The 12,145-nt window shown below is 71.8% G+C and carries 14 protein-coding genes; 9 read left to right on the top strand and 5 right to left on the bottom strand.

From position 1 onward, the window contains the following. Nucleotides 1-2,150 (bottom strand): TPM domain-containing protein (locus tag I5G_RS26790; protein WP_148286541.1); only part of this gene is annotated, 2,150 nt, incomplete at its 3' end. A gap of 122 nt (nucleotides 2,151-2,272) precedes the next feature. Between I5G_RS26790 and I5G_RS17820 the strand changes: the two genes are divergently transcribed. From I5G_RS17820 to I5G_RS17835, 4 genes are all read left to right on the top strand, one after another. Continuing rightward, on the top strand, nucleotides 2,273-3,106 hold the full coding sequence (locus I5G_RS17820; RefSeq protein WP_022880274.1) for a DUF3097 domain-containing protein: 834 nt from the start codon (nucleotides 2,273-2,275) through the stop codon (nucleotides 3,104-3,106). 74 nt (nucleotides 3,107-3,180) lie between these two features. Next, entirely contained in the window at nucleotides 3,181-3,900 is a 720-nt protein-coding gene (trmB, locus tag I5G_RS17825; protein WP_036329207.1) for a tRNA (guanosine(46)-N7)-methyltransferase TrmB, read from the top strand. Beyond that, nucleotides 3,897-4,769, top strand: a complete 873-nt coding sequence (locus I5G_RS17830; protein WP_022880276.1) for a CPBP family intramembrane glutamic endopeptidase — start codon at nucleotides 3,897-3,899, stop codon at nucleotides 4,767-4,769. Before trmB ends, I5G_RS17830 begins: the two co-directional genes overlap by 4 nt. 164 nt (nucleotides 4,770-4,933) lie before the next feature. Then, nucleotides 4,934-6,259 (top strand): membrane protein, encoded by a 1,326-nt coding sequence (locus I5G_RS17835; RefSeq protein WP_022880277.1) that lies wholly within the window; start codon nucleotides 4,934-4,936, stop codon nucleotides 6,257-6,259. Nucleotides 6,260-6,319: 60 nt separating this feature from the next. On the opposite strand, the gene I5G_RS17840 is transcribed toward I5G_RS17835, so the two are convergent. Next, complete coding sequence (locus I5G_RS17840; protein WP_022880278.1) at nucleotides 6,320-6,586, bottom strand: hypothetical protein; 267 nt, start codon at nucleotides 6,584-6,586, stop codon at nucleotides 6,320-6,322. 110 nt (nucleotides 6,587-6,696) lie between these two features. On the opposite strand from I5G_RS17840, the gene I5G_RS17845 reads away from it, so the two are divergent. The 3 genes from I5G_RS17845 to I5G_RS17855 all read left to right on the top strand — a co-directional run bounded on the left by I5G_RS17845 (nucleotide 6,697) and on the right by I5G_RS17855 (nucleotide 9,983). Next, on the top strand, nucleotides 6,697-7,872 hold the full coding sequence (locus I5G_RS17845; protein WP_026096062.1) for an ATP-binding protein: 1,176 nt from the start codon (nucleotides 6,697-6,699) through the stop codon (nucleotides 7,870-7,872). Nucleotides 7,873-8,007: 135 nt separating this feature from the next. After that, nucleotides 8,008-8,511: an SRPBCC family protein gene (locus I5G_RS17850; protein WP_022880280.1), complete on the top strand. Its 504-nt coding sequence runs from the start codon at nucleotides 8,008-8,010 to the stop codon at nucleotides 8,509-8,511. Further along, nucleotides 8,508-9,983, top strand: a complete 1,476-nt coding sequence (locus I5G_RS17855; RefSeq protein WP_022880281.1) for an NAD(P)/FAD-dependent oxidoreductase — start codon at nucleotides 8,508-8,510, stop codon at nucleotides 9,981-9,983. Before I5G_RS17850 ends, I5G_RS17855 begins: the two co-directional genes overlap by 4 nt. 50 nt (nucleotides 9,984-10,033) lie before the next feature. Here I5G_RS17855 and I5G_RS26040 read toward each other — a convergent pair whose 3' ends face one another. From I5G_RS26040 to I5G_RS17875, 3 genes are all read right to left on the bottom strand, one after another. After that, nucleotides 10,034-10,195: a hypothetical protein gene (locus I5G_RS26040; protein ID WP_022880282.1), complete on the bottom strand. Its 162-nt coding sequence runs from the start codon at nucleotides 10,193-10,195 to the stop codon at nucleotides 10,034-10,036. A gap of 181 nt (nucleotides 10,196-10,376) precedes the next feature. Further along, nucleotides 10,377-10,718, bottom strand: coding sequence for a hypothetical protein (locus I5G_RS24175; protein WP_022880284.1), 342 nt, complete (start codon nucleotides 10,716-10,718; stop codon nucleotides 10,377-10,379). A 1-nt stretch (nucleotide 10,719) separates the two neighbouring features. Further along, entirely contained in the window at nucleotides 10,720-11,094 is a 375-nt protein-coding gene (locus I5G_RS17875) for a hypothetical protein (RefSeq protein WP_022880285.1), read from the bottom strand. A 115-nt stretch (nucleotides 11,095-11,209) separates the two neighbouring features. Here I5G_RS17875 and I5G_RS17880 point away from each other — a divergent pair, with 115 nt between their 5' ends. Further along, entirely contained in the window at nucleotides 11,210-11,764 is a 555-nt protein-coding gene (locus tag I5G_RS17880) for a MarR family winged helix-turn-helix transcriptional regulator (RefSeq protein WP_026096063.1), read from the top strand. Continuing rightward, on the top strand, nucleotides 11,761-11,940 hold the full coding sequence (locus I5G_RS17885) for a hypothetical protein (RefSeq protein WP_022880287.1): 180 nt from the start codon (nucleotides 11,761-11,763) through the stop codon (nucleotides 11,938-11,940). Before I5G_RS17880 ends, I5G_RS17885 begins: the two co-directional genes overlap by 4 nt. The last annotated feature ends 205 nt before the right edge of the window (nucleotides 11,941-12,145 follow it).

The raw sequence follows: 12,145 nt of genomic DNA on the forward strand, positions 1-12,145 counted from the left end.
ACGAGGGTCGAGATCCGACCGAAGATGGACTGCTTGGCCATGCGGGATATCCTTCCTGAGGCGACCCTGTCGAGTCTGGTGCCGGTTTCTACGAGTTTTCTGTGACGACCCGGGGAGGTCGGGGGAGGAGCTTCAGAAGCGACCCCCTCCCGCGCGCGATCGCGATCCGCCCGACGAGAAACCGCCGAGCGTCCGCGCGATCCGCCGCCTCCGCCACCGAAGCCACCGCCGCCGAGCATTCCGCCCAGACCACCCAGCCCGCCGCCGCCGAAGCCGCCGCGCGATCGCGATCCGCCGAGGAGCGCGTTGACGGCGATGCCCCCGAGGATGGCGCCCATCATGTCGCCGCCTCCTCCGCCAATGCCGCCGCCGAACGCGCCGACGTCGTTCTGCGCCAGCGACGCGGCCTGCCCGGCCAGGGTCGCGGCGCGCTGGGCCGACTGCAGCGCGGCGGCGGGGTCGGCCGCACGCAGCTGCTCGGCCTGCACGAGCGCGGCGCCGGCCTCGGCCAGCCGCGTCCGCGCGGTCGGTCCGACCGCACCTCGCCGCGCCGAGATGAAGTCCTCCGTCGCGGACACCTGCGCCCGGGCCTGCACGAGAACGCCGTCGAGCTGCGACTCCGCGCGCTGACGCCGCTCCGCCTCATCTCGCGCCGCACCGAGCACTGCGTCGATCGCCGCGTTGCCCTGCTCGAGCGCGGCGAGCGCCTGGAGCGGAGCCGTCCGGGGCGGGGTGAGCGCTGCGCGCCCGGCATCCCGTTGCGCGCGCGTCGCCGCGATCGCTCCCGCGACGCGCCCGTCGGGGTCGGGCAGGGCAGCGGCGGCGGCGAGATCGCCCTCGATCTCGGCGAGCAGGTCGGCCGCGCGCTGTTCGGCGGCCGCGAGGTCGGTCGCGAGCGACGGAATGGCCTTCTCGAGTACTTCCGCCTGCGCGACCGCGGCCTCGCCCGCACGGATGGCGACCGCGGCCTCACCTGTGGATCCCGCGGCTATCGCCTGATCGGCCGCGGCGAACTGCTGCGTCGCCACGTCGAGGCGCGCCCGTGCCTGGCTCGGGTTGTCGGCGATCGTTCCCAGGGCGTCGTCGGTGTACCTCTCGCGGAGGGCTGCCAGAGCGCTCGCGGCGCCCTCGAGGGCGGCCGTCGCGACGGTCTGCCGCTCGCGCGCCCGGGCCAACGCGGCCGGAGCGTCGGCCTCCAGGGCGCGGAGCTCGTCGAACGCGGCGGCCTTGGCATCCAGGGCTTCGTCCGCGGAGCCGCACAGACGGAGGATCTCGGTGTATCCGGCGCGCCGTTGGTCCTCGGTCTCGGGGACGTCGTCGTCGAGCTGCTGCTGGATCGTGAAGGCGCGGTCGAGGTCGGCCTTCGCCTGGGCGAGCGCCTCGGCGTACGGCGCGGCGGCCGCGTCGCCGAACTGGGCGCGCGCGAATCCGAGCTCTTGCTCACTGGTCTTGAGGGCGTCGTCCGTCGCCACGAGCGCGGAGCCGGCACGGCGCGCGAGGTCGTCGGTGCTCTCGGCGGGGGCCGCCTTCGCGGTCGCCCGGCGACGGCGGAGGAAGAGCCACAGCAGCCCACCGCCCAGCGCCAGCACGAGGAACACCACGAGGGCGATCAGAGCGACATCGGGTCCACTGCCCGCCGGGGTGGGTGGCGTCGGCTTCGTTGCCTGGGCGGCCGCGGTGATCCCCGCCGCCGCCGCCTCCGCCGCCCCGGCGTAGTCCCCGGCGGCGAGAGCCGGTTGGACGCGCTCCTGCTCGATGGCGGTGAGCTGCTCGGCGGTGAGGGCTCCGCTCTCGACATTGCCCGAGAGGTAGTACGCGCGGCCGTCGACGGACACCGCCAACAGGTACTGATGGGGACCGAGGTTGTTCCGGTTGGCGGTCTCATTCGCCCAGTCCGCGGCGGCCGTCGGCTCGGTGAAGTCGTCGACGTAGACGACCCACATGTCGAGCCCGGTCTGCTCCGAGAGGCGCAGCATCCGCGACTGCACCTCCGCCTCTTGCCCGTTCGTCAGCACGTCGGCCTGGTCGAGGACGTAACTGGATCCGAGCGGGGGAGGAGCCACGGCCCATGCCGGTGCGGCCAGACCGAGGACGGACACCGCCGCGACCACCAGACCCGCCATGATCGACGCCGCCTTCGGCTTTCGCATGCATCCCCTTCGGCGCTGAGGCCCCCACTCTATAAAGCCCCTCGGACACCCGGGAAGGCTCGGCGCGTCCGCCCTGAGCGCACGCCCGCGGCGCATAGGCTCGGGCGTTCGGAGGTACCCCCATGGACGATCGCTACGGCACCGACGTGCTCGCGCGCGGCTGGCGCGACGCCGGCCGAAAGAAGGCCGTCGAGGTCCCGGCATCCGTCGATCTCGTCGTCGAGGTCGCCGGCGACGGATTCTGCGGAGCGGTGACCCGCCTCGAAGGCATGCACGTCGAGCTCGAGGACCGCCTCGGCAAGCGTCGGCTCTTCCCGCTGGGCGGTGGGTTCCTCGTCGACGGCGAGCCCGTCGTGCTCGTCGCGCCCGCGGCGGCACCGAAGGGACGCACCCGGACGGCGTCCGGGTCGTTCGCCGCCTCGGACCAGCGCGCCAGCACGGCACGCGCGAGCCGCATCTTCGTCGAGGGCAAGCACGACGCGGAGCTCGTCGAGAAGGTGTGGGGCGCGGACCTCCGCGCCGAGGGCGTGGTCGTCGAGTTCCTCGAGGGCGTCGACCTCCTCGAGCAGACCCTGGATGCCGAGCCCCCGACGGCCGAACGCCGGTACGGCGTGCTCGTCGACCACCTCGTGCCGAACTCGAAGGAGTCGCGCATCGCGGAGAAGATCGCGCGGGGCCGCCACGGCGCCCACGTGCGCATCGTCGGCCACCCGTTCGTCGACGTGTGGCAGTGCGTCACGCCGCGGGCGCTCGGCATCGCCGCGTGGCCCGAGGTGCCGCGCGGGATCGAGTGGAAGGCCGGGGTCTGCCGCGCGCTCGGCTGGCCCGCCGAGGAGCAGGCCGACCTCGCCCGGGCCTGGCAGCACATCCTGTCGCGCGTGACGACCTTCCGCGACCTCGAGCCGGCGCTGCTCGGCCGGGTCGAGGAACTCATCGACTTCGTGACCGTCCCGTGAGCGGCCGGAAGCCCCGCGAGCAGTCGCGCGACGAGCCGGGCGGGCCCGACGAGGCCTCGCCTACCCTGGACGCCATGGAGACGCCCGTGTACCGCGACCGCCCGGTATCGTTCGTGCGCCGCAGCGGCCGCATGTCCGAGGCGCAGGACCGCGCGTGGGCCGAGCTCTCGCCGTTCTACCTCCTGCCGGTGGAGCGGGATGCCGCAGCCACGAGTGTCCGGCCCGGCTCGGCCGTCGACCCGGTCGAGGTCTACGGACGCCGGGCTCCTCTGATCGTCGAGATCGGCTCGGGCCAGGGCCACCAGATCGTCGCGGCCGCGTCGTCGCGTCCCGACACCGACTTCCTCGCCGTGGAGGTGTTCTCGGCCGGGCTCGCGCGCACGATGCTCGATGCCGATCGCGCCGGGGCCCGCAACCTGCGGCTCGTCGAGGCCAACGCCCCCGAGGTGCTCGAGCACCTGCTCCCGGCGGCATCCGTCGACGAACTGTGGGTCTTCTTCCCCGATCCGTGGCACAAGAAGAAGCACACCAAGCGTCGCCTGGTCGCACCCGAGTTCGCGCGTATCGCCGCGCAGGCGCTGCGGCCCGGCGGCACGCTGCGGCTCGCCACCGACTGGCAGGACTACGCCGACCAGATGCGCGCGGTCCTCGACGCCGCGCCCGACTTCGAGCGCGCGTTCGCGGGGGAGTGGGCGGACCGCTTCGAGGGCCGCGTCCTCACCGCGTTCGAGCGCAAGGGGATCCGGGTCGGCCGCGACATCCGCGACCTCACCTACACGCGCCTCGCGCCGTGACCGCGCACGCCGTCCCGCCCGAGCGCGTCCGCCGCCCGTGGACGCCCGCGCTCGTGCCGGCGGTGCTCGTGTGTCTCGCCGCTCCCGTGCTCTTCGTCGCCCAGATCGTGTGGCTCGGCTGGATCGTGCTGGCGGTGGCCGTGGCATCCGCGGTGCTCGTCGACCGACGCGCCGGGACGCCGATCGTGCCGGATCGGGATGCCACGCCTCGGCCGAGCGTCGCGCGCGACGTCTTCCTCGTCGCGCTGGGGCAGTTCGTGGTGAGCCTGATCCCGTTGAAGGCCGAACTCGACGACGCCGCGTTCGTGCGGTTCACCCTCGGCCTCGGCGGCGCGGTCGTGCTGCCCTACGTGATCTCGCGGTTCGGGTTCCGCGATCGCGCGATCGGCTTCCCCTGGCGCGGTGGAGGGCGCTGGACGTGGTGGCAGTGGGCGTGGCTCGGAGGGGTGCTGGTCCTCGGCTGGCTGATCCTGCCGTTCTACTTCATCACTTCGGGTGTGTACACGAACTGGCCCGTGGTCGACACCGCGTCGCTCATCGGTCGCCTGTTCGTCGGCGTGGGCGCGGTCGGCATCTGGGATGAACTGTTCTTCGTCTGCACGGTGTTCGTGCTGCTCCGCCGTCACCTGCCCGACCTCACCGCGAACGTGCTGCAGGCGGTCGTTTTCGTGTCGTTCCTGTGGGAGCTGGGCTACCAGGCGTGGGGTCCGGTGCTGACGATCCCGTTCGCCATGGTCCAGGGTTTCCTCTTCCTGCGCACCCGTTCGCTCGGCTACATCGTGACCGTGCACCTGCTGTTCGACGCCGTCGTCTTCGGCGTCCTGGTGCACGCGCACAATCCCGGCTCGCCCTCGCCGTTCCTCCTCTGAGGCCCCGACACGACACCGCGCGGGCCCACTGACCAGGCCATTTCCTGAATGTCAACCGGGAAGACGGGTTGACGGCATCCGGTACGATTTGGGCCAATGCACTTGTCCGGGCCGGACACCGTCGTCAGCAGCCCACTTCTTCCTCCCTGTGTGAAAGGTTCCGAGTGAGCGCACCGCCGAGCGAGCTGGTCCCCACGGTCCGACCGGCCCCCACCGACGATCGCCTCGCGCCCCTGCGCGATCGCGGGCGGCGTCTCCTCGACTCGCGCTTCGCGCGCGCGCTGCGGCAGTACGGCGAAGACGTGCTGCGCGCGCCGCAGGGCGTGCAGCCGATCGAGCGCGGTTCCTTCACGCGCGTGCTGCTGCTGTGGGCCATCGCCCGCACGGTGAACTTCGGTCTCCTCTGGGGCTTCTACTCGATCGCCAAGGCCGCGCGCTGGGGCTTCGGTCCCGACGGTGAGCGCCTCGGCACGTTCTTCGACTACCTCACCGGGTGGGACGCCGATCGCTACGGCCAGATCGCGGCGCAGGGCTACCCCATGTCGCTGCCGATGAACGTCTCGGGCGACATCCTCCCGAACAACTGGGCGTTCCTGCCGGTCTTCCCGTACCTCGTGCGCGTGCTCTCCGGGGCGACGGGTCTCGGCTGGCAGCCGGTCGCGGTGCTCATCAGCCTCGCGGCGAGCCTCGGCGCGACGTGGGTGCTGTTCGTCCTGCTGCGCACCGTGACCAAGCCGCGCGCCGCGTGGTGGTCGGTGGTCTTCTTCTCCTTCGCCCCGATGTCGTTCTTGTTCGTCCTGGGCTACAGCGAGGGTCTGTTCATGCTGCTGGTCTTCAGCGGCATGCTCCTCGCGATCAAGCGCAAGTACCTGTGGATCTTGCCGCTCGGACTGATCGCCGCGTACACGCGCCCCGGCGTCCTCGCGCTCGGGCTCGCGCTCGGCATCCTGTTCCTCGTGCGGTTCTTCCGCCGCCGTGTCGACCCGTTCCCCGTGCGCGAGTGGGCGTCCCTCATGGCCGCGGGGCTGACGATCGCGGTCGCGGGTCTGTCGTGGAGCCACATCGCGCAGGAAGTCACGGGCACGAAGAACGCCTACATCCGCACCGAGCTGGGCTGGTGGCTCGATTACGTCGGCAACGACGGGTTCGTCCCGTTCACGCCGTGGTTCCGTCAGGCGGGCACGCACCTCGGTGCCGTGGGCATCATCCTGGTGATCGCCCTCCTCGTCGCCTTCGTCGCGCTGATGTGGTCGCGTCCGGTTCGCCGCCTGGGGCTGATCGTGGTCTCGTACGTCTTCAGCTACGGCGTGTACATCTTCGCCGTGTTCCTGCCGCAGCAGAGCACGTTCCGTCTGCTCATGCCGATGGCCCCGATCCTCGCCGACGACCGCTGGTCGTCCACGCCGCGGCGACGGACGGCGATCCTGGTGGGATGCCTCGTCCTCCAGGCCGTGGCGATCCTCCTGCTCTGGACGCGCGGCAACCCCTGATCGCGCGGACATCACGAAAGGGCGGGCGCTGAGGCGCTCGCCCTTTCGTGTTCCCGCGCCTCAGTCCGGACGCCCGCCCGGGTCGATGGCATCCACCATGTCCTGTTCGGCGGCGTTGTCCGCCTCGGGTTCCGCGGTCCCGGTCGGGCCGTCGGCCCCGTCGGCACCGGACGGGTCGGGCGACGGCTCGGGCGGGAGGGGGACCGTCGGCTCGTCGGGAGTCGGAGCCAGCGGTTCGGCGGGGATGCCGGGCGACGGCTCGTCCGGGGTGACGGGGGCGTCGGGAGCGGTGGGCGGGTCGAGGGGTTCGGGGGTGGGGAGAGTCATGCGTCCAGCGTTCGCGGCCGGCGGGCGCTCCGCGAGGGCCTACCGATCGACGGCCGGAGGGTGTAGCCGTGCCGTTAGGCTCGTCGCGGGGACAATCGCGAGGGAGTGCCGTGTCCACAGCTCACGAGGTGACGCGCCGCGAAGCCATCGACCAGTACCGCATCGTCGGGGCGCTCCCCGAACCCGATCTGCAGGGCCTCGTGGAGCTCGCGGCGACCGTGTGCGGCGTCTCCACCGCGGTCATCAACATCATCGACGACCGCGCGCAGCATCAGGTCGCAGCCGTCGGCGTGCAGGCGGCATCCTGCTCCATCGAGGACTCGATGTGCGCCGCGGTCCTCGTCGACCCCCGGCGCGTGGTCGTCCCCGACGCGCGCGAGGACCCGCGCTTCCGTGACAACGCGTTCGTGACGGGTGTCATCGCGTCGGTCCGGTTCTACGCCTCCAGCCCGCTCATCACGCCGTCGGGCGTCGCGATCGGCACGCTGTGCGTCTTCGACGACGAGGTCGGACAGCTCTCGGATGCCAGCGCCCGGGCGCTCGATCTCCTCGCGCACCAGGTGATCGACGTGCTCGAGCTGCGCCGGTTGACGCGCGATCTCGCGGAGTCCAACTCGCAGCTCGAGCAGTTCGCCGCGCAGGTGAGTCATGACCTCCGCAACCCCCTGACGGCCCTCTCGGGGTTCCTCGAGCTCGCCGCCGACAGCCCCGAGATGGTCGACGCCCCGCGGGCCGCGCGCTCCCTCGCCCGCGCCGAGTCCGCGGCCGCGCGCATGACGTCCATGGTCACCGACCTTCTCGACTTCGCCCGCGTGGGTGGCGCCCGCCCACGCTTCACCCGGGTCGACGTCGGCGAGATCGTCGACGAGGTGCTCGAGGATCTCGACGGCGCGGTGGTGGGCGCCGGTGCGGAAGTGGTCGTGGATGCCTCGACGTTCGTCCGCGCGGACGACACCCTGCTGCGCGTGCTGCTGCAGAACCTCATCGCGAACGCCGTGAAGTTCACGGTGGCGGCCGGCCGCACGCCGCGGGTCTTCGTGACCGTCCAGGAGATGCCCGACGGGTGGCGCCTCCTCGTCGACGACAACGGCGACGCGGTGGATCCGGCGCTGCGTGACCGGATGTTCGAGCCGATGCAGCGCGGACACGACGCCGAGGTACAGGGCATCGGCATCGGGCTGGCCACCTGCCGGCGCATCGCGCAGGCCCACGGCGGTCACATCGGACTGGACGAGTCGCCCGCGGGCGGCACGCGGGCATGGGTCGTGCTCCCCGCGGCCGCGTGAGCACCTAACGGTCCGTGTGATCCCGCGCAACCACCGTGACCGGGCGGTGCCCGCGCCCGTAACGTGGACGGCATCCGGTCGGGAGTCCGGGCCCCCCGCCGTACCTCCCCGTCCGGCGACCCGGAGGTGTTCCCGATGGCGCGCAACGTCCGCCTGCTCCACTGCTCGCCCGAGGCGGTCTTCGACGTGCTCGCGAACGGCTGGCTCTACCCGCTGTGGGTGGTCGGAGCGTCGCGCATGCGGGACGTGTCGGAGGAGTGGCCGAGTGAGGGCGCGGAGCTGCACCACTCCTTCGGCTCGTGGCCCGCGCTCGTCAACGACACGACGGTCATGCGGGTGTGGGATCCGCCCCGCCGGGCCGTTCTCGAACCGCACGGCGGTCCGATCGGCATCGCGCGCGTGGCGATCGACGTCAAGCGCCGGGGCGACGGATGCGTCGTCCGTCTCCAGGAGGAACCCGTGACCGGCCCGACCAAGCTCCTCCCCGACGTCGTCTTCGACGCGATCACGCGGTGGCGCAACGCCGAGACGCTGCACCGGCTCGCGTACCTCGCCGAGGGCGGGGCGCCCGGGACGACGGGCGGCGCGGCGGCGATCGGACAGGCCTCGACCGCGGAGAAGGAGCCGATCCAGCGATGAGCGAACGGTACGATGCGATCATCGTCGGCTCCGGGCCCAACGGCCTCGCGGCGGCGGTCACCCTCGCCCGCGCCGGGCTCTCCGTCGCGCTGTACGAGCGGCAGACCTCGCTCGGCGGCGCCGCCGCGACCGGGGAGCTCACGCTTCCGGGGTTTCGTCACGATCTGGGTTCGGCCGTGCACCCCCTGGCGCTCGAGTCCTGGTTCTTCCGCGAGTTCGGGCTCGACCGTCGCGTGCCGTTCGTCGTCCCGGAGGTCTCGTTCGCCCACCCTCTCGACGGGGGGCGCGCCGGGCTCGGATACCGCGACCTCGAGCGCGCGGCGGAGGCCATCGGACGCGACGGGACAGCCTACGCGCGCCTCGTGAAGCCGCTGGTCTCCCACGTGCGCGGAGTCGCGGACTTCACCGGCAACGCCCTGCTCCGCATCCCCGGCGACCCGCTCGCGGCGTTCTTCTTCGGCATCCGGTCCCTCGAACAGGGCGGCCCGTGGTGGAACGCGCGGTTCCGTGAAGACACTGCGCCGTCGATGATCACGGGGATCTCGGCGCATTCGATCCTCGCGCAGCCCGGTCTCGCCGCCGGAGGAGCGGGTCTCGTGCTCGCGACCTACGCCCACGCGCGCGGCTGGCCGATCCCCGTCGGCGGAAGCCAGTCGATCGCCGACGCCCTGATCGCCGACTTCCGCGCGCACGGGGGAGTCGTCCACACCGGCGTCGACGTCGTGGACCTCCGTCAGCTTCCCCCGGCGCGCGCCATCCTCCTCGACGTCACTCCCCGTACGCTCGTCGGACTGGTGGGAGACCGGATGCCGTGGGCCTACCGCCGCGCGATGGAACGCTTCCGCTACGGCGGTGGGGTGGCGAAGATCGACTTCGCGCTGTCCGCGCCGGTGCCGTGGGCCGATCCGGACGTCGCGCGGTCGGGCACGGTGCATGTCGGCGGGAGCCGCGCCGAGATCGCCGCCGCCGAGAACGCGGTCGTGCGGGGCGAGCTCCCGGACGCTCCGTACGTGCTCGTCTCGCAGCCGTCGCTCTTCGACGCCACGCGCGCGCCCGAGGGGCGCCATGTGCTGTGGGCCTACACACACGTTCCTGCCGGGAGCACCGTGGACCGGGAAGAGGCCGTGATCGCGCAGATCGAACGGTTCGCCCCGGGATTCCGGGACACGATCCTCGCCACGTCGTCACGGACGGCGACGGACATCGCGACGTGGAACACGAACTTCCCCGGGGGCGACATCTCCGCCGGAGCGCCGTCTCTCCTGCAGCTCGTCGGTCGTCCGGTCTACAGCCCCGACCCGTGGCGGACGCCGCTGCCCGGGATTTACCTGTGCTCGGCGTCGACGAGCCCCGGTCCGGGTGTGCACGGCCTCGCGGGATGGCAGGCCGCGCTGAGCGCTCTGCGGCACGAGTTCGGCACGCGCCTGCGTCCGGATCTCAGCCCGCGCCCGGACCAGCTCGCGCCGGTCTGATCCGCGCCCGGCCGTGTTGCGCGCACGCACACGGCCGAGCGGGCGGCGGGTCAGCCGATCTCGCCACCGGGCGACGCGTCGGTGTCGGCGGATTCGTCGGCGTCCTGCTGCGCGGCTGCGCCCTCGTCGGGCGACTCCGACCCCGCGCCGTTCGAGTCGGGGTCGGGAGCCGCGCCGTCGTCGGGACGGTCGGATGCGGTGTGGTCGGTCATGGGAATCCCTTCATCGAGCGCCGAAGACGGCGACCCGGGCGACGGTTCCACAGCGTCCGAGCGCTGTCCAGGGGGTGGTGCGGTCAGATCGGGGCGACGCCGTACCGTTCCGCGAACTCCGCGCGGGCGGCATCCTCGATGTCGTCCGCCTCGTCGCGGAGGTCGACGACCGGTGCGGCGCTCACAAGTACGGCGCGAGTGCGCCGGCGGTCAGGGCGAACGCGAGCGCGGCACTCCCGGCCGCGGTCGCGAGGACGACCGTCGCTCGTTCGGTCCGGCGACGCCGTTCAGCATCGGCCGGATCCGCGGTCGAGCGGAGCGAGCCCTTGGCCTTCTCGAGAGTGTCGTAACGGCCGATCGGCACGCCGTGCGCGTCTCGCGCGACGAACCCGCCGGTCACGCTGTCGACGCAGCCGTAGTACTCGCCGCCGCGATGCGCGACCCAGAATCCGGAGTCGACCTTGGCCCACAGGACGCGAGGCGCCGCGAGCGGAACGAGGGAGGCTGCCGTCGAGAGGGACATGTCACGCCGCCGATCGGAGAGTCGTGCGGCGGGACGCCGGCGCGGAGGTGCGCGCGGGCTGGGTCGCGGTCTCGGAGGGGATCTCGACGTCGAGCGCCACGATGAGGCCCGCGGAGGAGTTGGCCATGTCGGCCATGTCCTTCAGCGTCGGGGAGTGGAGCTGCTCCGGCTCCGCGCTCTCGAAGACGAAGCGGAGGGGGATCGCGGGCTGCAGCCACAGGGTGGAGCGACCGGGGGTGCCGTCGACGTGCGTCCAGCTGATCGTGAAACTCTCGCCGCGACGGAGTTTGGTCGCGACGACCACCTTGATGTGCGCGAGGAGGCGGTCCGGGATGCGGACAGGTTCCGGCGTGGTGCCGTAGTAGAGGTGACCCACGAGAAACTCCCTTCGTTGCTTTAGCTGCATGAAGAACATACTCGCTTAGTAACTAGTTTGTCGAACTATTTGTTTCGTTGTATGATCGGGGGATCGAGAGCAAGGGGCCACCACCATGACAGACATGCGTGCGGTGTCGCCGAGCCTCGCTCCCGGCGAATCTCGCGAGGCGAACACCTACTGGTACGGCGAAGAGCCGGCCGATCGGCGCGTTCGCAGCAAGGCGGTCCTCGAGGCGCTTCGCGTGTATCGGGCGGCAGAGCTCGCCATGCGTCGTCGCACGCGCGAGTCGATGTCGATGGGGGAGAACGAGCTTCTCGTCCTGCGTTACCTTCTGCGCGAGCCGAACCGGCAGGTGCGCCCGGGTGAGCTCACGCGCTATCTGGGGCTCTCGACGGCGTCCACGACCGCCATCCTCGATCGGCTAGAGCGCTCGGGTCACATCACGCGCGTGGCGAACCCCGACGACCGCCGCAGCATCTTCGTCCAGGCCACCGACCGCGCCCACGCGGAGGTCCGCCAGACCCTCGGCAACATGCACGACCGCATGCTGGCCGCCGTGATCGACATGTCGCCGGAAGAATCCGACGTCGTCGTGAACTTCCTCCACCGGATGAGCGACGCGGTCGACGGCGTGGCCGTCGACGCCGGATCCCCCGCGTCGCCGTGATCTACGTGCTCGTCGGCGGCCCGCGCGACGGACAGCATGTGGATGACCTGCCGCGGGGCTATCGCCTGAGTCTCGACGAACCGGCGCCCGAACGGTTCGCCGAGTTCGAAACCGTGCGCGCCGTGTGGTTCGAGCTGGATGCCAGCATGTTCCGGTCCGCGCAGCGGCGCGACTGATACGCGCGTATCCCACCGGTCGGGTCGGCGCAAGCCGCCCCCTCCAGTTCCGTCGGACGGACGACGCTGGAGGCATGAGATGCGTGACGTATGCCGGAGAAACGTGATCACCACGACGACGTCGCGACGTCGCTCGTCGAATTGACCGCCGCGTTGGCGAAAGAGGGGCAGGCGGAGGCCGTCAGCATCCCCTTCGTGACCGAGG

It is taken from the genome of Microbacterium sp. B19 (assembly GCF_000333395.1).
Classification (GTDB): domain Bacteria; phylum Actinomycetota; class Actinomycetes; order Actinomycetales; family Microbacteriaceae; genus Microbacterium.